The following is a 23,418-nucleotide window of genomic DNA, read 5'->3' on the forward strand; positions in this document are numbered from 1 at the left end:
GAATGGGATAGCCTAGAAACTGTCGGTGGTGCGGAATCCGCCGCCACCGGAACTGCGCGAGGTGCTGAAGCCGCTGCCGCTGCTGCTGGAGCGGCCGGCAAAGCCTCCGGAGGAGTACGAGTTCGAGATGTACGAAGATTTACGAGAGTACTGCGTCTCGTAGTCGCGGCCCTCATCGAGTATTTCTTCAACCGCCTCCTGATCCAGCGCGCCGCGCATGTATTCGCCGAGAATGTGCTTGATTGGCTGATCCAGCGTGTACTCGCATTCATCGTCCAGGAAGTCCTGGTCGCGCAGGCCGTGCTCGAGGGCCTTGGCGCGTTCGTAGTAGTGGCGTCGATCCGCTACCCGGTCCTGCAGGCTTTTCTGGCCTTGTCGGAACGCATTCAGGCGCCCGTGCAGCAGTTGCAGCTCGCTCACCAACACGTCGTCACGAGGGTCCGGCGTTTGTGCGGCGGCGGCGATCAGCTCGGCCATTGGGCGCGCCTTGAGCCGCTCGGTGATGGTCTGGCGGATGCCCGTCAGGTAGGGGTCGCGCTGTTCGGCGAATTCGATCAACTGCGCCTGCAGGGACGTGGCGCGGGCCTTGGATTCGCTCAGCAGAGTGCTCAGCGCCTGCTCCTCGGTCTGCAGTTTTGGCATGCCGAGCTTTTCGCAGGCTTGCTCCAGGTGCGGTTGATACTGCGCCTGCAGTTGCTCGCGTATCGCGCTGCGGGCCTGGCGCGCGCTTTCGTTGCGCGCCTGCATGGTCAGCAGGATCTGCTCGTTGGCTTGGTTGCGCTGAAAGTCGACGCACCTGGCCAGGTAGTTGTCGAGCGGGCGCTGCAGTGGCTTGGGGCGGTAGCGGTCGGTGCCGTAGTCGCGCGCTTTGAGGTAACTGTACAGCCGGCTGCCGGCGTAGCCTTGCAACTTGGTCTCGCACTCATCGCGAATCTCTTCGTAGCTGCTGTGGCCGCCTTGTTCGGCCTGCTGGGCGGCCTCAAGCTGCGTGAGCAACAGGCGCGCCTCAGGATTCTGTTCAAGCTGCTCCTGCACCTGCTTTTCGAGCTGGGCGATATCCTGGCGCAGCGCATCGTGTTTGGGCAGCGTATTGCCGATGACTTGCTCAGCCTGCTTCAAGGCCTGAACCAGTGCGGTCTGGGCCTGCTCGCGTTGTTCCAGCTGCTGGCGGGTGCGTGCATCCAGTGCGGCGGTGTCGTGCAATTGCAGGCTGGCGATGTCGCCCAGCTTCGAGGCTATCTGGTGTTCGAGCTGGGCCTCGTGCTCGGACCCTGCATATAGCGCCTGTTCGGCCTCGCGCAGTCGCTGTTCGGCCCGGTGTGAGTTGTCTTCGAGGGCGCGCGCGAGTTCGCTCGGGGTCATGGTTACCACTCCAGGATCATTTGAAGGGGAATGGTGCCCTTAGGGAAGTAAGGCACCAGACTGTTGACGGGTTTTATGCCCATCATCAGGTCGCTGATATGGCCGTCGTCGAGCTTGTCCTCGCGCACTTTGAGGTAGCTGTCATAGCCGACGCGCACGGCGAACAGTTTGCTCCAGCGGGTCTCACCGGTTTCTATGCTGGTCACCTCCATCAGCGCCGGCTTGCCAGCGACGTCGAGCGGCTCGACCACCAAGTACCAGGCCTTGCCGCGCGTGCTGTTGCTGCTGCAGCCAGCCGCCTCGTAGCAGCGTTCGACCCCAGACTTGACCCCAGGGCGATCAACTATTTGGATAGTCAGCGGCTGGGCAGCGTAATCGAGGTAATACTTGAGCGAATCGAGGTTGCTGTTGGCTGCCTTCAGGCGTCCCGCAGCGATGTTCTCGCTGGCTTTCTCGCTCCATCTGAAGATCCGCTGGCGGTCGCTGGCGGGCAGCGCCGTGGCGTTGAGCCGGGTAAGCAGTCGCTGCTGATAGTCCTGGCTTGCGCTGACATTGAGCGCACTGAGATTCTCGCGCTGCTCCATCAGGGCGTTGCCGCCGAGGATCAGCAGGCCAAACAGCAGTAGGGTGAAGGCCCAGGTTAGCAGCAACCGCCGTGCCATGATCAGGCGCACCAGCAGGCGTTGCTTGCGACTCAGGGGCGGTGCTTCAAACATCAGCCTGCTCGAGAAGAACTGGTGCACACCTTGTTCGATCTGGGCGTCGTTAAAGCGGATGCCGTTGTTCTTGTAGTAGGTACGGATGCGCTCGGCCACATCGGTGCGGCGTTGCGGCAGGTCGAGGTGCTCCTGGATTTCCATCTCGCGATGGCGAAGCTGGTCGACAATTGCCATTGCCGCCATCTGATCGCTTAGCGAGACACTCATCGGTAGCAGTCCTGCAGCTGGCTCATGGGGGTCCTTGCATGAGTGGGAAAAGGCTGCAGCATTATATCCAGTCTTCGCGGCAAAATGATGGCCCCGGCAATAAAACCCAAGCGCACAAAAAAGCCCGCATCGCTGCGGGCTTTTGCACAGGCCGTGGCCTTAGGCGGCTTGCGCCTGTTCCTGGCTCAGTGAGCGGTTCAGGGCACTGAACAGCGCCTTGAAGCTTGCAGTAGTGATGTTTTCATCGATACCTACACCATGCACCGGGCGGCCACCGGCAACGCGCAGCTCGATGTAGGCGGCAGCCTTGGCGTTGGTGCCGGCACCGATGGCATGCTCGTTGTAGTCCATGATTTCTACCGCAACCGGCATGCAGGCCGCCAGCGCTTCCAGCGCGCCGTTGCCCTTGCCGTGCCAGTGCAGGTTGGTTTCGCCTTCACCGGCTACTTCCACTTCGACCTTGCTGCTGCCGTTTTCTTCCTGCAGGCGGTGGCTGACCAGGGCGTACGGGGCGTTGGCCTGGAGGTACTCCTTGTGCAGCAGCTTGTAGATCTGCTGGGCGGTCATTTCCAGGCCCAGGCGATCGGTTTCACCTTGTACGACCTGGCTGAACTCGATCTGCATGCGGCGTGGCAGGCTGATGCCGTACTCCTGCTCGAGCAGGTAGGTGATGCCGCCTTTGCCCGACTGGCTGTTGACGCGGATCACCGCCTCGTAGCTGCGGCCAATGTCGGCCGGGTCGATCGGCAAGTACGGCACTTCCCACAGCTCGCCTTCCTGCTGCTTGCTGAAACCTTTGCGAATGGCGTCCTGGTGCGAGCCGGAGAACGCAGTGTGAACCAGGTCGCCGACGTACGGGTGACGCGGGTGCACTGGCAGCTGGTTGCACTCCTCGACGACCTTGCGCACGCCGTCGATGTCGGAGAAGTCCAGCTGTGGGTCGATACCCTGGGTGTAGAGGTTCAGTGCCAGGGTCACCAGGTCGACGTTGCCGGTGCGCTCGCCGTTGCCGAACAGGCAGCCTTCGGCGCGGTCGGCACCGGCCATCAGGCCCAGCTCGGTGGCAGCAATGCCAGTGCCACGGTCGTTGTGGCAGTGCAGGCTGATGATCACGCTGTCGCGGCGATTGACGTTGCGGCAGAACCACTCGATCTGGTCGGCGTAGATATTCGGCGTGGCCACTTCAACGGTAGCTGGCAGGTTGAAGATGATCTTGTGCTCAGGCGTCGGGTTCCACACCTCGGTCACGGCGTCGCAGACTTCCTTGGCGAACTCCAGTTCGGTGGCGCTGAAGGTCTCTGGCGAGTACTGGAAGGTCCAGTGCGTCTCGGGCTGCTGCGCTGCGTATTTGACGAACAGCTTGGCGGCGTTGACGGCGATGTCCTTGACGCCTTGCTTGTCCTGGTTGAAGACAATGCGGCGGAACGACGGGCTGGTGGCGTTGTACAGGTGGACAATGGCCTTTTTCGCCCCACGCAGCGACTCGAAGGTGCGTGCGATCAGGTCTTCGCGGGCCTGGGTCAGTACCTGGATGGTGGTGTCATCCGGGATGTGGCCGCCTTCGATCAAGGTGCGCACGAAGTCGAAATCAGTCTGCGAGGCAGACGGGAACGACGCTTCGATTTCTTTCACGCCAACCTGCACCAGCGTCTTCCAGAAACGCAGCTTCTTCTCCGCGTCCATCGGCTCGATCAGCGACTGGTTGCCATCACGCAGGTCCGAGCTGCACCAGATCGGCGCTTCGGTGATGGTCTTGGATGGCCAGGTGCGGTCGGGCAAATCGATGGTGGGGAAGGCGCGATACTTCTTCGACGGGTCTTTGAGCATGGTCATGCGAATAATCCTTTTGGGTGCGGCCGAGATCGGGCCTGCCGGACGATAACGAGATGAATAGGCGAGGCGACGCGATTCACCCTGGTAGTCGGGCACTGACCAGGCAGAGGCTGCGGTGTTGGCGGAGCAAAATGAGGGTGCTAGAGGTTTTCATGGCTTCAACCCTAACCACAGCGGTGAGGGTTGGCAAGCCTTGAAAAAAAATTGAGATAAATGTTCAAGAATGTGCAGTTGGCGAGATTGAATCGCCGCGATCAAATTCAGAACCCGATTAAATTGCGCAGTCTATTTCATCAGCGCAAGAGCTTTCCGGTGGCAGGGAAGCTCTTGCCTGGCCTGCGCTCAGGGTTGGAATGCGCCGATGAAAATCGCCGGATCAACCCGCGCATCGTTCAGGCTGACGTTCCAGTGCATGTGCGGGCCGGTGGCGCGACCGGTCGCGCCGACCCGGCCAACCACGTCGCCACGGCGCAGCTGCTGGCCATTCTTCACATCGATTTTCGACATGTGGCAGAACATGCTGATAAAGCCCTGGCCGTGGTCGACGAACACGGTCTGGCCATTGAAGAAGTAGTTACCGATCAGGATCACCGTACCGTTGGCCGGGGTCTTGATCGGCGTCCCGGCGGGTACGGCAAAGTCCAGCCCGGCATGCGGATTGCGCTCTTCACCGTTGAAGAAGCGGCGCACGCCAAACTTGCTAGACAGCGGCCCGTTGACCGGTTTGTCGAGGATCAGGTTGCTCGGCAGGGCCGGGCTGAAGCTGCGGTAGGCCTTGATCTGCTCGGCCAGCTCGCGGTCGATGCGCTTGAGGTCGGCCGGGTCTGGGTTGACCTGGCGCTTGTTCTTCAGGGTGATGTGCTGCTCGGGGTACTTCTTGCTGCCGACGGTGAACGGCAGGCTGCGGTTGCCCTGGCTGAGGGTGGCAGTGCCGGGTTTCTGTGTCAGCGGGATGCCGACGATCGCCAGCCAGTTGTCCTGCTCCTTGACCACCAGCACCGGCTTGCCGTCAAAGCGCGCTTGTGGGGCGTTGGCAGCAGGGCCCAGGTCGACCACGGCGACGCCGCCCGGCACTGGCTTGTTGAGGGTGCGGGTGATGTAGCTGGCCTGGGCCGCAGTGGTCAGCAGCAGCAAAGACAGGGCAAGCAGCGGGGCGAGCAAACGGGGCATGTGTCAATCCAATAGCGAAAGGGTGACCGGAGTCTGGTGGTTGTCTTCGACCCGCACCTGCAGCTCACCTTCGTTGAGGCGAGCGGTCAGGCGTTGACCGTTGCGCGTCTGCGCCGCGCTGCGGATGGCCTGGCCGCGCTCATCCAGGAGGATGCTGTAGCCACGCGCCAGGGTCGCCAGCGGGCTGACCACCTGCAAGGTCTGCAACTGGGCCTGGAAGCGTTGGCGGCGGTCCTTGAGGGTTTCGCGCATGGCTCGTGGCAGGCGCTCGGCGAGGCTGTCCAGGCGCTGGCCGAGCAACTTCAGCGTGCGCCCCGGGTGCTGCGCGGCCAGGCGCGTGTCGAGGCGGCCGAGGCGCTCCTGACGTGCGCGCATGTTCAGCGCAAAGGCGCGGCGCAGGCGCATGTCCAGATCGTCCAGACGCTGCGCCTGTTGGCGCAGGCGTTCGCCGGGATGTCGCAGGCGGCGGGCCAGGCCTTCGACGCGCAGGCGGTCATGGCTCAGGCGGTTCTGCATCCGTAGCAACAGCCGCCGTTGCAGGCTCTCAAGGCGCAGCTGCAAACCGCTGCTGTCCGGGGCCAGCAGCTCGGCGGCAGCGGACGGCGTGGGTGCACGTACGTCGGCGACGAAGTCACTGATCGAAACGTCGGTTTCATGGCCTACAGCGCTGACGATGGGCGTCACGCAGGCGGCAATCGCACGCGCTACCGCTTCTTCGTTGAAGCACCAGAGGTCTTCCAGCGAACCGCCGCCACGGGCCAGGATCAGGGCATCAAAGCCACGGCTGTCGGCCAGGCGCAGGGCGCGCACGATCTGGTTGATCGCCTCGCGGCCCTGCACGGCAGTCGGGATCAGGTTCAGCTCGACCTGCGGCGCGCGCCGGCCAAACACGCTGATGATGTCGCGGATCACCGCGCCGGTCGGCGAGGTGATGATACCGATGCGTTGTGGGTGCGCCGGTAGTGGCTGCTTGCGCTCGGTGCTGAACAGCCCTTCGGCGCTGAGTTTCTCTTTCAGCGCTTCGAAGGCCAGGCGCAGGGCGCCGTCACCAGCCGGTTCGACCGTATCGAGGATCAGCTGATAGTCGCCACGCCCCTCGAACAGCGAGACCTTGCCGCGCACGCGCACTGCCAGGCCATCGCGCAGTGCCTGACGCACGCGCGTGGCGTTCTGCCGGAACAGCGCACAGCGCACCTGCGCGCCGCTGTCCTTGAGGGTGAAGTAGATGTGGCCAGAGGCGGGCCGGGCCAGGTTGGAAATCTCGCCCTCAACCCAGACGTTGCGGAACACGTCCTCGAGCAGCACGCGGGCGCGGCCGTTGAGTTGGCTGACGGTGAGGACCTCGCGGTCGAGGCCGAGTCGTTCGAAAGGGTCTTTGATCATGTTCGGCATCATAAAGGACAAGGCCAGCTTGTGCATCGCCCTCTGCACCGAGCATGCGCTGGAATGCTACCTTTGCGCATTGCCCAGGGAGGGACTTGCATGCTCGCTCAATTGCCGTTTACCGGCCTCGACTGGCTACCCGTGCTGCTCGCGGTCAGCGCGGCTTACATCGTGTTCGGCATTGCCGGCTTTGGTACGGCGTTGATTGCAGCGCCGGTGTTGATTCATTTCATGCCGCTGTCCAAGGTGGTGCCGCTGCTGGTGCTGCTCGACTTCATCGCGGCGTTCGGTAACTTGCTGCCGTCGCGCAAGGACGTCGCCCGCGCCGAGTTGCTGCGGCTGCTGCCGTTCATGGCCATCGGTTGCATTTTGGGCGTGGTGTTTTTGTTGCAGCTGAAATCAGACCTGCTGTTGCTGCTGATGGGCGTGTTTGTTACGGCCTATGCCATTTATGGCCTGGCGATCAAAACCCGGCCGACACGTCTGAATCCGCTCTGGGCGGTGCCCATGGGAACCGTCGGCGGGCTGTTCGGCGCCATGTTCGGCAGTGGTGGTTTCCTTTATGCGATCTACCTGAATGCACGGCTGGATTCCAAGGATGAGGCCCGCGCGACCCAGTGCGCCCTGATCAGCTGCAGCACCATCGTGCGCCTGTCGTTGTTCGTTATCGCCGGGGTGTATGCCGACATAAGCCTGCTGTTGCTGGCGGCGTGCTTGCTGCCAGTGATGTTTCTGGGCACCTGGATTGGCCGTCGGTTGAGCTTCAAACTCTCCCGCGAAGCCTTCGTGCGGCTGGTGACCTGGCTGGTACTGGCCAGCGGTGTGGCCTTGATTGTTCGCTACCTGACGAGCTGAGCAGGGGGTAGAATTGGCCGATTATTGAAGTCCCAGGCCTGCCTTGTTCATGAACACCCAGAGCATCATTGTCCCCAAACTGTCCACCGTCCCGGTGCACGAAGCCCGCGCGCGGGCGATCCTGCGCTGGCTGGTCAGGGAGAAAATCGTCGAGGAGCAGTTGAGCACCTGTGGGCGCAGCGGCAACCGCATGGCCTACGCGCTGGCGCCAGGCGCGCGCAAGATCGCCCTGCGGCCTGAGCTGCTGCCGTTCGATCAGCCGGTCAACGGCCTGGAAGTGATGCTCAAGCGCTGCATCTATACGCCGACCGAAGGCTTTCTTGAAGAAGCCGGCTGCCCGGAGTGCCGGCGCGAAGTCGGCGAGCCGCTGTTCGACAGCCTGGAGGAGTGGATGCCGGGGGTGAGCGACAACTTCACCTGCCCGCTGTGCGCCTTCGAAGACGATATCAATGGCTTTCTATTCCTGCAGCCATGTGCCTTTTCCAACCTGGGGTTCATCTTCAACAACTGGGGCGAGGCCGGTTTTACCTCGACCTTCCTCGCCGCGTTTGCCGACTGGCTCGACCATCCGGTAGCCGTGGTGCAGGTAAAACTGCCACAGGCCTGACCGAAGGCCCTTATTTTGCATTGAGTGGCGCGCCGTGGATGAGTATAATGGCGCGCTTCCAATTTTCCCGCCCGGGAGCCCCCGCGATGCTGCGTATCAGCCAAGAAGCACTGACCTTCGACGACATTCTCCTTGTACCTGGTTATTCCGAGGTACTGCCCAATGAAGTCAGTCTCAAGACCCGTTTGACCCGTGGCATCGAGCTGAACATTCCGCTGGTATCCGCTGCCATGGACACCGTTACCGAAGCCCGCCTGGCCATCGCCATGGCGCAGGAAGGCGGTATCGGCATCATCCACAAGAACATGACCATCGAACAACAGGCCAGCGAAGTGCGCAAGGTCAAGAAGTTCGAGGCTGGCGTGGTCAAGGACCCGATCACCATCGAAGCCGACGCCACCGTGCGTGACCTGTTCGACCTGACCCGCCTGAACAACATCTCTGGTGTTCCGGTGCTGGCCAATGGCGACCTGGTCGGTATCGTCACTTCCCGTGACGTGCGCTTCGAGACCCGTCTGGACGCCAAGGTGCGTGATGTGATGACGCCAAAAGAGCGTCTGGTCACCGTCCGCGAAGGCGCCGACAAGAACGAAGTCCGCGAGCTGCTGCACAAGCACCGCCTGGAAAAAGTTTTGATCGTAGACGGCAACTTCAGCCTCAAGGGCATGATGACCGTCAAGGACATCGAAAAGGCCAAGGCCTACCCGCTGGCGAGCAAGGACGACCAGGGTCGTCTGCGCGTCGGCGCTGCGGTCGGCACCGGCAAGGACACCGGCGAGCGCGTTGCTGCGCTGGTTGCTGCCGGCGTTGACGTGGTGGTGGTCGACACCGCCCACGGTCACTCCAAAGGCGTGATCGACCGCGTTCGCTGGGTCAAGGAAACCTATCCACACGTGCAGGTGATCGGCGGCAACATCGCCACTGGTGCTGCCGCCAAGGCCCTGGCTGACGCCGGCGCTGACGCAGTCAAGGTCGGTATCGGCCCAGGCTCGATCTGCACCACGCGTATCGTCGCTGGTGTCGGCGTGCCGCAGATCAGCGCTATCGCCAACGTTGCCGCGGCCCTCGAAGGCACCGGCGTACCACTGATCGCCGACGGCGGCATCCGCTTCTCCGGTGACCTGTCCAAGGCTATCGTCGCTGGCGCCTCATGCGTGATGATGGGGTCGATGTTTGCCGGTACTGAAGAAGCACCAGGCGAAGTCGAGCTGTTCCAGGGTCGTTCCTATAAGGCTTACCGCGGCATGGGTTCGCTCGGTGCAATGGCTCAGGCGCAAGGTTCGTCCGACCGTTACTTCCAGGATTCCTCGGCCGGCGCCGAGAAGCTGGTCCCGGAAGGCATCGAAGGCCGCGTACCGTACAAGGGCGCACTGGCTGCAATCATTCACCAGCTGATGGGCGGTCTGCGTTCGTCCATGGGCTACACCGGCAGTGCCACCATCGAAGAGATGCGCACCAAGCCGGAGTTTGTACGCATCACCGGTGCCGGCATGGCCGAGTCCCACGTGCATGACGTGCAGATCACCAAGGAAGCGCCAAACTACCGCGTAGGCTGAGGCTTCCAGCATCATTAGCAAGCGGGGCTGTTACGACAGCCCCGTGTTGTTTCCGATTTCCACTGACGAGATTGAGTCATGGCCCTCGACATTCACGCTCACCGCATCCTGATCCTCGACTTCGGTTCCCAGTACACCCAGCTGATCGCCCGCCGAGTGCGCGAGATCGGTGTCTACTGCGAGCTGCACCCGTTCGACATGGACGATGAAGCGATCCGCGAATTCAACCCGCGCGGCATCATCCTCGCTGGCGGCCCAGAGTCGGTCCACGAAGCCAACAGCCCGCGTGCACCGCAAGCGGTGTTCGACCTCAACGTACCAGTGCTGGGCATCTGCTACGGCATGCAGACCATGGCCGAGCAGATGGGCGGCAAGGTTGAAGGCTCCGAGCTGCGCGAATTCGGCTACGCCCGCGTCGACGTGGTCGGCAAGAGCCGCCTGCTCGACGGCATCGAAGACCATGTAGACGCCGACGGCGTATTCGGTCTCGATGTCTGGATGAGCCACGGTGACAAGGTCACCCGCATGCCAGAGAACTTCCACGTTCTGGCCAGCACCCCAAGCTGCCCGATCGCCGGCATGTTCGACGACAGCCGCGGCTACTACGGCGTGCAGTTCCACCCTGAAGTGACCCACACCAAGCAGGGCGGACGCATCCTGTCGCGCTTCATCCTCGACATCTGCGGCTGCGAAGCGCTGTGGACCTCGTCCAACATCGTTGAAGATGCCATCGCTCAGGTTCGCGCCCAGGTCGGCACTGCCAACGTTCTGCTCGGCCTGTCCGGCGGCGTCGACTCGTCGGTGGTTGCTGCGCTGCTGCACCGCGCCATTGGCGACCAGCTGACCTGCGTATTCGTCGACAACGGTCTGCTGCGCCTGCACGAAGGTGAGCAAGTGATGGCCATGTTCGCCGAGAACATGGGCGTCAAGGTGATCCGCGCCAACGCCGAAGCTCAGTTCCTGGGCAACCTGGAAGGCGAAGCCGACCCGGAGAAAAAACGCAAAATCATCGGCCGCACCTTCATCGACGTGTTCGATGCCGAAGCCAGCAAACTGGAAAACATCCAGTTCCTCGCCCAAGGTACCATCTACCCCGACGTGATTGAGTCGGCTGGCGCCAAGAGCGGCAAGGCCCACGTGATCAAGTCGCACCACAACGTCGGCGGCCTGCCAGAGGAAATGAACCTCAAGCTGGTCGAGCCACTGCGTGAGCTGTTCAAGGACGAAGTGCGCAAACTCGGCCTGGAACTCGGCCTGCCGTACGACATGGTCTACCGCCACCCGTTCCCAGGCCCGGGCCTGGGCGTACGTATCCTTGGTGAAGTGAAAAAGGAATACGCCGACATCCTCCGTCGCGCTGACCACATCTTCATCGAAGAACTGCGCAAAGCCGACTGGTATCACAAGACCAGCCAGGCCTTCGTAGTGTTCCAGCCGGTCAAGTCGGTTGGTGTGGTCGGTGACGGCCGTCGCTACGCCTGGGTCGTGGCCCTGCGCGCCGTCGAGACCGTGGACTTCATGACCGCACGTTGGGCACACCTGCCTTACGAGCTGCTGGAAACGGTCAGCGGGCGGATCATCAACGAGATCGAAGGCATCTCGCGCGTTACTTATGACGTGTCGAGCAAGCCGCCGGCGACGATTGAGTGGGAATGATCTGCTAGCGCAGCGATTGAGAAACCGGCTTAGGCCGGTTTTTCTCTATCTGCGGGCGGTAAGCGAGGGCTACGAAGCAGCCCTGGCGTCCTCAAGTCAACCACAGCCTGAAACGACAAAGCCCGCATTCGCGGGCTTTGTCGTTTCAGGCGCAGACCTCTATCAGAAGTCGTAACGCACGTTTGCGGTGAAGGTATCCGCGTCGAACCCACTGCTGGTCAGGTAGCTGTAGTTACCGCCCACGCTCCACGCGCCGACGCGGTAGTTGGCGCCCAGGCCCAGCTCGTAGCTATCACGCGCAGGTGTCGCACCGGTGGTGGTGAACGGCGTACCGCCGAGGACGAAGGTGGAAGTGGTGGCGGTCTTGTCGCCGATGAAGTCGTGCCAGGCCATCAGCTTGGCTTCTGGTTCCAGCGTGCCCACACCTACATCAAAGGCTGCTGCCAGGCGAGCGCCGAGGCCCATTTCGCCGATTTCGTAGCGTTGGCTGCCGACGTTGAGGGCGGCCGAGCTGCCTTTTTCACGGTACGAATCAATCGACACGTTGGCATAGCGTGCACCGACCTGAGGTTCCAGCAGCCATTGCTTGTCGAGCTGGAAGGTGTAGCCAGCCAGGGCGTTGACGCCGAAGATGTCACTGTCGAAGCTGGCCTTGGCGCGGGTGCCGGCAATGTAGCGTTTGGACTCGTTGTCGTTCCAGCCATACATCAGCGAGGTGTCGACGAAGAAGTTGTCGTGGGTCCAGTTGCCGTACAAGGTCAGTGCATGGCCTTCGACATCGGTTTTGCTGCCCAGGTCGGATTTGACGTCGCTGGTCAGGTAGCTGTAGGCCAGGCCCACGGTGGTGTCGGCGTTGAGCTTGCCGTCGGCACCCACGGCGATGCCGTTGGTGTTGGCGTCGTAGCCGTCGATACCGTGGCGGCGGTCCTGGTTGGCATCGCTGGTCAGCGCTTGCAGCCATACGCCTTGCTCGGCCAGCACGTCACCGGAGGACAGGCCGCTACGCGCCTTGCTGGCACGGCGGTTGATGGCACCGGCGACCAGGTTCTGGCTGTTGGTGGCGGCGTGGATTGCGCCACCGCTGACGTCTGGGGTCAGGGTTTCGGCCAGTTTGGCCAGCTCTTCACTGGTGGCGGCGTTGGCGAAACGCTGGAACACCGGGTCGCTTTCGTCCAGTTGGCCCATGACGGTGTTCTTGAACGGCTTGATGGCGTTCACTGCGTTGCGCGAACCACGCGCTTCCAGCAGGTTTTCCGTGATCACCTCATCGCTGCGGGTGGCAACCAGAGCTTTCACATCCTGGCCTTCGATGCCGAAGTTCTTCACTTCAAGCAGCGCCGAGGAGGAGACCACCGAGAGGTTCTCTGGGTCCTCCCAAGTGCCGGAGTTGAGCAGGGTGTAGCGGGTGCCCTGGGCCGAAGTGCGGAAGTCGTCGGAGCGCGCCTGCAGTTCGATCTGGCTGCCGGCGGAGAAGAAGGTATTGCCGGTGACAGTCAGGATCGGCCTGTTCGGCAGGGTGTCGTTGTCCAGCAGCAGGCGCAGGCGGGCGGTGTCGCTGTCCATGTCGAGGTCGCCGTCAATCGTCGTCTGCGGGCGCAGCAGGGTCAGGCGGCCGCCGTCGATATCGACGAAGCCGGCGCGGATGGTCGAGCCATCGAACATCGCCTCGCCTTGCACCAGCACGCCACTCAAGCCCAGTACATCACCCTTTACCTGGCCGCCTTGCCAGTAAAAATACGATGGAGCGGCACCGTCATTGGCCTTGATTGCAGCCTCGCCGCCTTCGATCAGGCCAGCTGTCTGGGTGATGGCGAAGGTATCGAAACCGGCAGCGGGATCCAGGCCGACGAAGTGAATGCCAAAGCCTTCGCCCGAGATGGTCCCGCTATTATTGACGTCGGTCTTGAAGACGTCGTTGATCTGGCCAGTGAACTGAGCATGGTCGATCTCGATACCGGCCGAGTCGAGGCCGCGCGCGGTAATGATGCCGGTGTTGTTGATGCGTGCCTGAGTCGAGGTGATCATCATGCCGTTGGCGTTTTCACCCGTGACGCTGATGTTGCCGCTGTTGTTCACTTCACCGGCGATGACCGCTCCGTACAGATCCAAGCCCATCGCGCCGGGGCCGTCCACCGTGATGTTGCCCTGGTTTACCACGTCACCAGCGACGGTGGAACTCAGGGTCATGGAGACACCGCCCGCGTAGTCGGTCAGGCTCTTGGTTGTCAGGTTGATATTGCCCTGATTGACCAGATTGCCACCCAGGGTCACATCTTGCAGGTATACACCCGCGCCCGTCGACGTTCCGGTGAAAGTGGCGTTGCCAAAGGTCTCATCGATGCTGATGAATTGGCCGGTGCTCAGGTCGTAATTGACGTCGGCCACGGGAACGGCATTGGCTGCGGTAGTCGTGGTAGCCGCAATGGCGAGCGCGAGCAATGAGCGACGCATAGGAGAAATGTTCAAGGCAGTATCCTTACAGGGCAGAAACTGACATGGGAGGACCTACGCGTCAGCGTCTGTTTCAGGCATCCCTGCCAGCTTGTCAGTGAAGTGCTGAGTCAAGCGCGAGCGAATTTACACCAAACCATTAGAATGATTCATCCTTGATCGGGTTTTTTAAGGGGAAAAATCCAAGAAATGCGACCAGCTAGCTATTTTCTAGAGAAATACAGGATTAATCAGCAATAACCGGAACTTTGCTGTTCGTGAGATGGTCAACAGTAGTCTTTTTTTGCCAAGCCTCATTTTTCAGCGGAGTTTCAAGCCACTCAGACCATGCCGCTTCCCAGCCCTGGTCATGGCTGGCGCCGTAAATGCGGACTGTGTGGGACAGTGGGGAATCAAGCGCTTGTTGGTATTTGTCAGCCAGAGTCGCTGGAATGATCTGGTCCGCTGTTCCAACCAGATGCCGCTGTGGAACAGAGGCGAGCTGAGACCGGTAGTCCAGTGGCTCCAGCGAGCCGTCGAGTGGCGACAGGTTTTTCATTGCGGCCCACAAGCGCGGGCTGAGATTGCCAGCCAGTGTCTGCACCTGGGTCACATCAGTCCGCTGGGCTGCCAACAGCAAGGCAAGCGCGGCGCCACCTGAATACCCCACCAGTTCGAATTCCTGGTTGCCATAGCGCTGTTTCAATTGGTCCAGCGCCTGGCTGAGGCGAGTGACCACGTCCTGAGAAAACCGTTTGTTGGTCCACAGTTCTGGGCGGCACGCCGCGCTCATGACGAACTGGCAAGGGCGTGCCAGGTAGGCGTTTGGTGCCGGGTCGGCCAGCGCCAGCCGGGCCACCAACAGATTGTGCGGGCTCGGATCCAGGCTGGGTTGGCTGGCCGTGGCCCAGGCATGGCCGTCGCCTTCGAGGTAGACGCGCAGGCGAGTCTGGTTGCCTGCAGTGTGCGGTGTCAGTACCAGCAGCGGGAAGGCGCGTCCCGGCAGCACCTCAACCTGGCGACCCTGTGCGTCAGCCAGGTGCTGCAACGCCTCGCGTGGCGATTGGCAGGCCACAAGCAGCGCGCTTATGACCACTAGCCAGGCTTTACCGAGGTAGACCAGTGCCTGAGAGTAGGGGGCGTATCTATTGCTCATCGGTTGTGGATTACCATGGCTGATATTTAATAGCTCGCCGGCTTCCAGATCGAGGTGGCCTCTGCCGTAGCCAAGATATTGATACTTCTATGGTTGCTTGGAGTGGCAGTCTGGCTCGGTTGGTGCAAGTTGCGCGACGTCTACCGATACTACAGAGCCAGATGATCCCTGGCACGCCAACACGCCCCGCTCAGGATGAAATAAACAGCCCGCCACGGCCTTCAGGCTTGCTGGGAACGGTCGATAGCCTGACGATGCGCCCGCCGCGGCGATCGCAGCTCGTTCTCCCCGTGCAGGTCCGTATATGAACTGGTTCCACGACGCCAAGATTTCAACCAAGTTGTATGTTGCATTCGCGCTATGCGCTTCCATCACGTTGATCGTTGGGATTATCGGTAGCCAGGGAATTGGCTCGTTGTCTACAAACTTGCAGTTGGTCTTCAGCAACAACCTGGTGTCGGTGGCCAAGACCGCAGAGGCGCGGTCCGATGCCATTGCCCAAAACCGCGATTTGTATCGTCTGCTGGCAGCTTCCATCGCAGGCAGCGACGCCGCTGAGCGCAGCGCCATTGTTGCTTCCATGAATGAAAACCGCCAAACCAGCGAGCGCGCCTTCGCCGTTTACCGCGCCACACCGCTGGCGGATGACGAGCGTGCCGCGGGCGATCGTATGGAAAAGGACTGGCCAGCGTATCAGGCCATCATTGAGCGTGTGGCGGCGACCATCGAGCGTGGTGATCTGGCCGCAGCCAAGCAGCTGATGGCTGGAGAAATGCACCAGGCGTATCGCACCGTGATGGACGAGATGGAGATCATGGTCAAGTCCAACAACCGGCAGATCGGTGAAGGTGCACAGGATGCTCGCGACAGCGAGGCTGCTGCCAAGCTCAACCTCTACCTTGGCATCGGTGCCTCCTTCATCACTGCGCTGCTGCTGGGTATTTTCATCAGCCGGGTGATCAGTGCGCCGATCGCATTGGCGGTTGGCAACGCGCAGCGAATTGCCGGTGGCGATCTGAGCAAAACCATTGAAAGCGGCCATCGTGACGAAGGCGGCCAGTTGCTCGCGGCGTTAGGCGCGATGCAAAGCGGGCTCAAGGGCACTATCCAGCAGATTGCCAGTGCGGCAGATCAACTGGCCTCGGCGGCCGAAGAGCTCAACGCGGTGACCGAAGAGAGCAGCCGCGGCCTGGTCCGTCAAAATGACGAAATCCAGCTGGCGGCTACCGCCGTCACCGAAATGAGCGCTGCGGTTGACGAAGTGGCGCGCAACGCCACATCGACCTCCGAGGCTTCCCGCCACACCAGCAATGAAGCAGCCAGCGGCCGCGATCAGGCGCGTGAGGCGGTCAAGGCGATCACCAGTGTGAATGCCGAGATCGGCCAGTCGACCGTGATTGTCGATGAGTTGGCGGGCAGCGTGCGCGATATCGCCAAAGTCCTCGACGTCATCCGTGGTATCGCCGAGCAGACCAACTTGCTCGCACTCAACGCGGCCATCGAGGCGGCGCGGGCAGGTGAGCAGGGCCGCGGTTTTGCTGTGGTGGCCGACGAAGTCAGAGCCCTGGCCGCGCGCACCCAAGCCTCCACCGGCGAGATCGAAGCGATGATCGCCAGCGTGCAATCGCGCGCCGACGACGCGGTCAAGGCCATGGGCAACAGCCGTACCCTGGCCAGCAATACCCAGGAATTGGCCAAAGCCACTGGCGAATCGCTTGAGCGCATTGCTCAGAACATCGCTGGCATCAACGATCGCAACATGCTGATCGCCACCGCATCCGAAGAGCAGGCCAACGTCGCGCGGGAAGTGGATCGTAACCTGGTCAACATTCAGGATCTTTCCACCCAGACCGCAGCAGGCGCCAACCAGACCAGCGCATCCAGTCAGGAGCTGTCGCGCCTTGCGGTATCGTTCAATCAGCTGGTCAGCACCTTCAAGCTGTAAGCCGCGAACATAGGGCTTGAGCCTTGCCAGTCACTTGCATGGAGGCATGCAGGTGACTGGCAAGCGCTTGTCGGCCGCGTTTTCAATTAAGCTTGAGCCGCCACTCCCTACCGGAACCCTCGCAATGACGCTGACAATCCGCCCTGCCGAGCGCGCCGATGCTGCGCTGATCCTGCGTTTTATCACTGAACTGGCGATCTATGAAAAGGCCGAACACGAGGTCAAGACCGACGTCGCCGGGATCGCGAGCAGCCTGTTCGGCGAGCACAGTACGACCCATGGCCTGATCTGCGAGCTGGACGGCGAGCCGATTGGTTTTGCCGTGTATTTCTTCAATTACTCGACCTGGCTGGGCAAGCACGGCTTGTATCTGGAGGACCTGTACGTGTCGCCGCAACAGCGTGGTGCAGGCGCGGGTAAAGCATTGCTGCGCCATCTGGCGAAGATGGCAGTGGCACGCGGGTGCGGACGCTTTGAATGGTCGGTGCTGGATTGGAATACCCCTGCGATCGAATTCTACGAAGCCATTGGCGCCAAGGCGCAGGATGAGTGGATTGGCTATCGCTTGAGCGGGGAGGCGTTGGTCGCGTTTGCTACCGGCTGATCAGGCGCTACGCGCTTTTTGTAGGAGCGGCCTTGTGTCGCGAAAGGGCCGCGTAGCGGCCCCAAGATTTGTGCAGCACCGCAAATCGCCGGGCCCGCTTCGCGCGCCTTTCGCGACACAAGGCCGCTCCTACAGAAAGCGCAAAACTTGTTGTGGATTGTTATGTTATAACAACCGTAGAATCGCTCCTCGTCTTTGGCTGTGGGTCACCAGCGTTGTCCCACTTGTGCTTGATCAGGAGTTGTAATGAGAACCGCCCCGCTATCACTTGCCGCGCTGACCGCGCTGGTCATGACCGACCTTCATGCCAATCAAACCGGTAGCTCGATCATCACCCTGGGCGAGATCAAGGTCTCGCAGGCAGCCGGCACGGCGCTGCGCACCGAGAATGTGCTGACCTCGGTCGATGTGCTGGGCGGCGATCAGGTCGAAGACAAGAACGTGATGAACAGCTGGCAGTTGCTCGGGCAGATGCCGGGCATCCAGTTGACTGAGACAGGGCAGGGCGCCGAGTCGGGCAAGGCGACTTTCCGCGCCTTCAACGGTGAGGGTTACATCAACGGCATCAAGATGCTCATCGATGGCATCCCGAGCAACGTCAACAGCGGCAACCAGCGCTTTGTCGACATGGTTTTCCCGCTCGACATCAGCTACATCGAAGTGGTCCGCGGTACCAACGACCCGCGCTACGGCCTGCACAACATCGGCGGCAACATCAACTACGTCACCCGCCAGGGTGGCAACTACATCGACAGCCGAGTCACTTACGGCAGTTTCGATACCCGTGAAGTACAGCTGGCGATCGGCCATGAAGCGGGTAACTTCGCCCAGAACTACATTCTGGCCAAGCAGGACTCGGACGGCTTTCGCGACAACAGCAACTCCAATAAATACGCCCTCGGCGGCAAATGGTTCGTTACTGATGACGCGCAGACCCTGCGCGTTGGCCTGATCGCCCGGCTGTATCACCACCAGGCCGAGGAGAGCGGGTTTCTCACCCGCGATGAGCTGCGCGCCAGCCGCACCCAGTCGCCCGCCAAGAACGCCAACGACGGCGACGACCGCGACATGAAGCAGCTGAGCCTGCACATGGACTGGCAACTCAGCGATCAATTGAGCATGAGCAACAAGCTCTATTACAACAGTTACAACGATGATCGCACCATCACCTTCACTGACTACCCGCTGGGCAACGCCCCGCGCCAGCGCCGCATGTGGGACGAGCAGCAGACCGGCCTGCTGAGCACGCTGACCTGGCGCGCCAACGACCTGTTGACCCTGGACGGCGGTATTAACGTAGAAGAGCAGGACAACACTTATCGCCGGCAACGCTACAGCTTTGGCGTGCCGACCGATTTCGATGCAGCCCCCGCGCGCATTCAGGACGACGACCACTACACCTTGCGCAACCTCGGTGGCTATGTGCAGGCGATCATCCAGCCGATCGAGTCACTGAAGATCATCCCGGCCATGCGTGTCGACAAGTTCGACGGCAATACCACCACCCTCGGCGGCCAGAAGGCCTCGTTGCAGGACTACGGCTGGATCCAGCAGCCGAAGTTGAGCGTGGTCTACAGCGTCAGCGAAAGCGTCGACGTCTACGCCAACTGGGGCCGCACGTTCCAGATTCTTACCGGTAGCAGTTTCCCGGCCTACTTGAGTGCCGGCCAGGCCAGCTATGACCCGTCGATCAATACCGGCAAAGAACTGGGGGTCAAGTTCCGCCCGTTCGACGGCGCTGAGGCGCGCGCTTCCGTGTGGCAGCAGGATGCTACCGATGAAGTGGCCAACATGCCGGCCACCGGCACCTCGGTGGGGCTTGGTGAAACCCGTCGGCGCGGCATCGACCTGCAGCTCAACGCGCAATTGAACGAACAGTGGACGTTGTGGGGCTCGCACTCGATTCAGGAGGCCAAGGTGGTCAAGGCCTTCGCCGCCACTGGCGAGTCGCTGGCGGGCAAGGAGGTGTTTTCGACGCCGCGTTACATCAGCAACCTCGGCGCCGACTACCAGTACAACGATGACTGGCGCTTTGGCCTGCAGGCCCGCGCCCAGGGCGACTACTACATCGATGCGCAGAATCAGCAAGGCAAGTACGGTGGCTTTGCCGTGCTGGATGCCAGCGTGCGCTACCGTATCTCCAGCGCGACCAGTGTCGACCTGCAACTGAAGAACCTTACTGATCGCGAGTACGAATACGTCTGGTACGACAACTTCTTCTGGGGCGGCGACGATCAGCCGATGTTTTCGCCAGCACCGGGCCGCTCGGCGTTTGTCTCGCTCAACATGAAGTTGTAAAGCCTGACCAGCTGGGGTTCGAAGGTTAAGACCATCAACACTTCACTTAATCTTTCGCATTTGCAGGTGTATCGTATTCGCCCTTCATTGCCCGCCCCGTGCTGGCAGACTGATCGCGTATAACGAGGTACCTGCACCGATGTCCTTTACCCGTCGACAAATGCTCAAGGGCCTGACTGGCCTGGTCGTGGTTGGCCTGGGCGCTGGAGGCGCAGCGCGCTACTGGCTGGGCAAGGTCGAGGACGACAACGCCGGACATGACTACGAGCTGATCGCCGCGCCGCTTGAAGTCGAGCTGGTAGCGGGCTTCAAGACCGAGGCCTGGGCCTTTGGCCCATCGGCGCCGGGCACCGAGCTGCGGGTCCGCCAGGGCACCTGGCTGCGGGTGCGCTTCATCAACCACCTGCCGGTCGAAACCACCATCCATTGGCACGGTATCCGCCTGCCGCTGGAAATGGACGGCGTGCCCTATGTCTCGCAACTGCCGGTCAAGCCCGGCGAGTACTTCGACTACAAGTTCCGCGTGCCGGACGCCGGCAGCTACTGGTATCACCCGCACGTGAGCAGCTCCGAGGAGCTTGGTCGGGGCCTGGTCGGCCCACTGATCGTCGAAGAGCGCGAGCCCACCGGCTTCAAGCATGAGCGCACGCTGAGCCTGAAAAACTGGCACGTCGACGAGCAGGGCGGGTGGCTGCCGTTCAGCATCCCCCGTGAAGCTGCGCGCAATGGCACCGCTGGGCGCTTGATCACCATCAACGGCCAGGCCGATTCGGTCACCGAGCTGCCGGCCGGGCAGGTCGTGCGCGTGCGCCTGCTCAACCTCGACAATACCTGGACCTACCGCATCAACCTGCGTGGCAACTGCGAGGCGATGATCTACGCCCTCGATGGCAACCCGGTCACGCCGCGGCCATTGGACGATGACTATTGGCTGGGCCCTGGCATGCGCATCTGCCTGGCGATCCGCATCCCTGAAGCCGGCGAGGAGATCTCCCTGCGCGACGGCTTTGTGCGCCTCGGCACCCTGCGCTCGGTTGCCAGCAGCGACGCCCCCGGTGAATGGCCGCCGGCATTACCGGCCAACCCGATCGCCGAACCAGACCTGGCCAACGCCGAGAAGATCAACTTCAATTTCGAGTGGGTCGGCAAGGTTTCGGTCGACACCGACAGCGGCCGCCCGCCAAGCCTGTGGCAGATCAACGGCAAGGCCTGGGACATTACCGACAAGACCTGCGCCGACCGCCCGATCGCCACATTGGAAAAGGGCAAGAGCTACATCTTCGAGCTGAAGAACATGACCCAGTACCAGCACCCGATTCACTTGCATGGCATGAGCTTCAAGGTGCTCAGCTCCAACCGGCACAAAATCACCGAGCCGTGGTTCACCGATACCTACCTGCTGGGCAAGAACGAGCGCGCCCAGGTGGCCCTGGTGGCTGATAACCCGGGCACCTGGATGTTCCATTGCCACGTCATCGACCACATGGAAACCGGCCTGATGGCCGCGATTGCGGTGGTCTGATGCGCGCGCAGATTATCGATCGCAGCCGTGATCAGGCCTTTATGCAGATGGCCCTGGAGCTGGCTGCGCAAGGTGCGGCATTGGGCGAGGTGCCGGTTGGCGCGGTGCTGGTGCAGGGTGGCGAAGTGATCGGCAGCGGCTTCAACCGACCGATCACCGACAGCGACCCCAGCGCCCACGCCGAGATGGTCGCCATTCGCGCTGCAGCGCAGGCGGCCAGCAACTACCGGCTGCCCGGCAGCACGCTGTACGTGACCCTGGAGCCGTGCAGTATGTGCGCAGGTTTGATCGTTCATTCGCGGGTGGCGCGGGTGGTGTATGGGGCGCTGGAACCGAAAGCGGGGATCGTGCAGAGCCAGGGGCAGTTCTTTACCCAGGGCTTTCTCAACCATCGGGTGCTGTTCGAAGGTGGGGTGCTGGCGCAGGAATGCGGGCAGATACTCAGCGATTTCTTCAAGGCGCGGCGGGCAAAAGCCTCGAGCTGAGCCGGTTACATCGGCGGTGACTGTTCCGCTGGCTTGTCCTTGTTGACCCCTGGCACATGCAGGTTGCCTTCGGCGACCTGGCCTTCGAGCTGCGGCTGGGTCACCCAGGTCAGGATGTCGTAGTAGCGGCGGATGTTGGCGACAAAATGCACCGGCTCGCCGCCGCGGGCGTAGCCATAGCGGGTCTTGCTGTACCACTGCTTCTGCGACAGGCGCGGCAGCATCTTCTTTACGTCCAACCATTTGTTCGGGTTCAGGCCTTCGCGCTTGGCCAGGGTGCGGGCGTCTTCCAGGTGGCCGCTGCCGACGTTGTAGCCGGCCAGGGCGAACCAGGTACGGTCCGGCTCCTTGATGCTGTCGTCGAGCTGTTCCTTGACCAGCATGAAGTACTTGGCGCCGCCGGTGATGCTCTGCTTGGCATCCAGCCGGTTGGACACGCCCATCGCCTGCGCGGTGCGCTGGGTCAGCATCATCAGCCCGCGCACGCCGGTCTTGGAGGTCACCTCAGGCTGCCACATCGACTCCTGATAGCCGATTGCCGCAAGCAGGCGCCAATCGACCTGCTCGACCTTGGCCGAGGCCTTGAAGTGCTTTTCATACTTGGGCAGGCGCTGCTGCAAATGCTGGGCGAAGGTGTAGGCGCCGACGTAACCGAGGACGTCGACGTGGCCGTAGTAACGATCCTTGAGGCGCTGCAGGGTGCCGTTCTTTTGCGCTTTGTCAAGGAACTCGTTGACCTCGTTGAGCAGGCTGTTGTCTTCGCCCGCGGCGACTGCCCAGCGCTGATCACGACTGTCGCCCAGGTCAAAGGCAACCCGTACATTGGGGAAGTACACCTGGTTCATCGCCAGCTCGTTGGAGTCGACCAGGGTCAGGTCGATCTGGCCTTCATCGACCATGCGCAGCAGGTCGACTACTTCAACGGCGTCGGATTCTTCGTATTCCAGGGTCGGGAACTGTTTTTTCAGCGCTGCCAGCTGCTCTGCATGGCTGCTGCCCTTGAGCACCATGATCTTCTTGCCGATCAGGCCCTTGGCCTGGGTCGGCCGCGAACGCCCATTGCGGTAGATGACCTGCGGGGTGACTTCGAGGTACGGATGCGAGAATTTTGCCTGGATGTTGCGCTTTTCGCTGCTGACCAGGCCCGCCGCTGCCAGCACCGGGCCGGACGGTTTGCCCAGTTGATCGAACATTTCGTCGATATTGTCGGCGGTTTCGATCTCCAGCTTCACCCCCAGGTCATCGGCAAAACGCTTGACCAGCTCGTATTCGAAGCCGGTTTCCCCGTTGCGGTCCTGGAAGTAAGTGGCCGGGCTGTTGCGGGTAATCACGCGCAGCACGCCGTCTTCCTTGACGCGCTCGAGGGTGCTGGGTTTTTCAACACAGGCACCGAGCATCAGGAAGAGGCCGGTTGCGAAGAGCCATTGGGCGCAACGCTTGCGCAAAGCAGTGGGGGCGAACATAGCTTGCAGTATACGCAAAGGGCCGCAACTGCCATATCTCGACAACGCTGGGCAGGTCTGCTAGCAGATTGGCCAGGGATTTGTTGATGGCCGAGCAAAATCGGTAAAAAGCCCCGACTTTTCTGACCCCGGAGTCCGGTTCAGCCGCCCGGCAGCATTGCCTTGCA

17 protein-coding genes are annotated in these 23,418 nt (G+C 61.7%); 9 read left to right on the forward strand and 8 right to left on the reverse strand.

Annotated features, from left to right (window positions below; genetic code table 11):
• Nucleotides 1-12: 12 nt before the first annotated feature.
• From ACIOAU_RS00900 to xseA, 5 genes are all read right to left on the reverse strand, one after another.
• Nucleotides 13-1,362 carry a hypothetical protein gene (locus ACIOAU_RS00900; RefSeq protein ID WP_401179410.1) on the reverse strand — a complete coding sequence of 450 codons (1,350 nt, stop codon included), beginning with the start codon at nt 1,360-1,362 and terminating at the stop codon, nt 13-15.
• A 2-nt stretch (nt 1,363-1,364) separates the two neighbouring features.
• Nucleotides 1,365-2,288: a DUF6384 family protein gene (locus ACIOAU_RS00905; RefSeq protein WP_188035482.1), complete on the reverse strand. Its 924-nt coding sequence runs from the start codon at nt 2,286-2,288 to the stop codon at nt 1,365-1,367.
• A 159-nt stretch (nt 2,289-2,447) separates the two neighbouring features.
• Nucleotides 2,448-4,121: a 2-isopropylmalate synthase gene (gene leuA, locus ACIOAU_RS00910; protein WP_101317000.1), complete on the reverse strand. Its 1,674-nt coding sequence runs from the start codon at nt 4,119-4,121 to the stop codon at nt 2,448-2,450.
• A 342-nt stretch (nt 4,122-4,463) separates the two neighbouring features.
• A complete protein-coding gene (locus ACIOAU_RS00915) occupies nt 4,464-5,291 on the reverse strand; it encodes a M23 family metallopeptidase (RefSeq protein WP_150571055.1) in 828 nt (275 codons plus the stop codon).
• Nucleotides 5,292-5,294: 3 nt separating this feature from the next.
• A complete protein-coding gene (xseA, locus tag ACIOAU_RS00920) occupies nt 5,295-6,674 on the reverse strand; it encodes an exodeoxyribonuclease VII large subunit (protein WP_150571054.1) in 1,380 nt (459 codons plus the stop codon).
• Between the two features lie 99 nt (nt 6,675-6,773).
• On the opposite strand from xseA, the gene ACIOAU_RS00925 reads away from it, so the two are divergent.
• The 4 genes from ACIOAU_RS00925 to guaA all read left to right on the forward strand — a co-directional run bounded on the left by ACIOAU_RS00925 (nt 6,774) and on the right by guaA (nt 11,348).
• A complete protein-coding gene (locus ACIOAU_RS00925; RefSeq protein ID WP_101317004.1) occupies nt 6,774-7,529 on the forward strand; it encodes a sulfite exporter TauE/SafE family protein in 756 nt (251 codons plus the stop codon).
• Nucleotides 7,530-7,578: 49 nt separating this feature from the next.
• Complete coding sequence (locus tag ACIOAU_RS00930) at nt 7,579-8,136, forward strand: sugar ABC transporter ATPase (protein ID WP_101317006.1); 558 nt, start codon at nt 7,579-7,581, stop codon at nt 8,134-8,136.
• An 86-nt stretch (nt 8,137-8,222) separates the two neighbouring features.
• Nucleotides 8,223-9,692, forward strand: a complete 1,470-nt coding sequence (gene guaB / locus ACIOAU_RS00935) for an IMP dehydrogenase (RefSeq protein ID WP_101317008.1) — start codon at nt 8,223-8,225, stop codon at nt 9,690-9,692.
• Between the two features lie 78 nt (nt 9,693-9,770).
• Nucleotides 9,771-11,348, forward strand: a complete 1,578-nt coding sequence (gene guaA, locus ACIOAU_RS00940) for a glutamine-hydrolyzing GMP synthase (RefSeq protein WP_103436237.1) — start codon at nt 9,771-9,773, stop codon at nt 11,346-11,348.
• Nucleotides 11,349-11,510: 162 nt separating this feature from the next.
• On the opposite strand, the gene ACIOAU_RS00945 is transcribed toward guaA, so the two are convergent.
• Nucleotides 11,511-13,814 (reverse strand): autotransporter outer membrane beta-barrel domain-containing protein, encoded by a 2,304-nt coding sequence (locus tag ACIOAU_RS00945; RefSeq protein WP_188035487.1) that lies wholly within the window; start codon nt 13,812-13,814, stop codon nt 11,511-11,513.
• Between the two features lie 211 nt (nt 13,815-14,025).
• Complete coding sequence (locus ACIOAU_RS00950; RefSeq protein WP_401179418.1) at nt 14,026-14,934, reverse strand: dienelactone hydrolase family protein; 909 nt, start codon at nt 14,932-14,934, stop codon at nt 14,026-14,028.
• A 304-nt stretch (nt 14,935-15,238) separates the two neighbouring features.
• Here ACIOAU_RS00950 and ACIOAU_RS00955 point away from each other — a divergent pair, with 304 nt between their 5' ends.
• The 5 genes from ACIOAU_RS00955 (at nt 15,239) to tadA (ending at nt 21,788) form a co-directional block, all read left to right on the forward strand.
• Entirely contained in the window at nt 15,239-16,879 is a 1,641-nt protein-coding gene (locus ACIOAU_RS00955; RefSeq protein WP_150573589.1) for a methyl-accepting chemotaxis protein, read from the forward strand.
• A gap of 124 nt (nt 16,880-17,003) precedes the next feature.
• A complete protein-coding gene (locus tag ACIOAU_RS00960) occupies nt 17,004-17,483 on the forward strand; it encodes a GNAT family N-acetyltransferase (RefSeq protein WP_401179422.1) in 480 nt (159 codons plus the stop codon).
• A 246-nt stretch (nt 17,484-17,729) separates the two neighbouring features.
• Nucleotides 17,730-19,781: a TonB-dependent receptor gene (locus ACIOAU_RS00965; protein WP_401179425.1), complete on the forward strand. Its 2,052-nt coding sequence runs from the start codon at nt 17,730-17,732 to the stop codon at nt 19,779-19,781.
• A 139-nt stretch (nt 19,782-19,920) separates the two neighbouring features.
• On the forward strand, nt 19,921-21,303 hold the full coding sequence (locus ACIOAU_RS00970; protein WP_101317023.1) for a multicopper oxidase family protein: 1,383 nt from the start codon (nt 19,921-19,923) through the stop codon (nt 21,301-21,303).
• Nucleotides 21,303-21,788 (forward strand): tRNA adenosine(34) deaminase TadA, encoded by a 486-nt coding sequence (gene tadA / locus ACIOAU_RS00975; RefSeq protein ID WP_101317025.1) that lies wholly within the window; start codon nt 21,303-21,305, stop codon nt 21,786-21,788. Before ACIOAU_RS00970 ends, tadA begins: the two co-directional genes overlap by 1 nt.
• 5 nt (nt 21,789-21,793) lie before the next feature.
• Here tadA and mltF read toward each other — a convergent pair whose 3' ends face one another.
• A complete protein-coding gene (mltF, locus tag ACIOAU_RS00980) occupies nt 21,794-23,251 on the reverse strand; it encodes a membrane-bound lytic murein transglycosylase MltF (RefSeq protein WP_101317027.1) in 1,458 nt (485 codons plus the stop codon).
• Between the last annotated feature and the right edge of the window lie 167 nt (nt 23,252-23,418).

The sequence above is a fragment of the Pseudomonas sp. NPDC088322 genome (assembly GCF_044740745.1).
Lineage (GTDB): Bacteria > Pseudomonadota > Gammaproteobacteria > Pseudomonadales > Pseudomonadaceae > Aquipseudomonas > Aquipseudomonas shirazensis.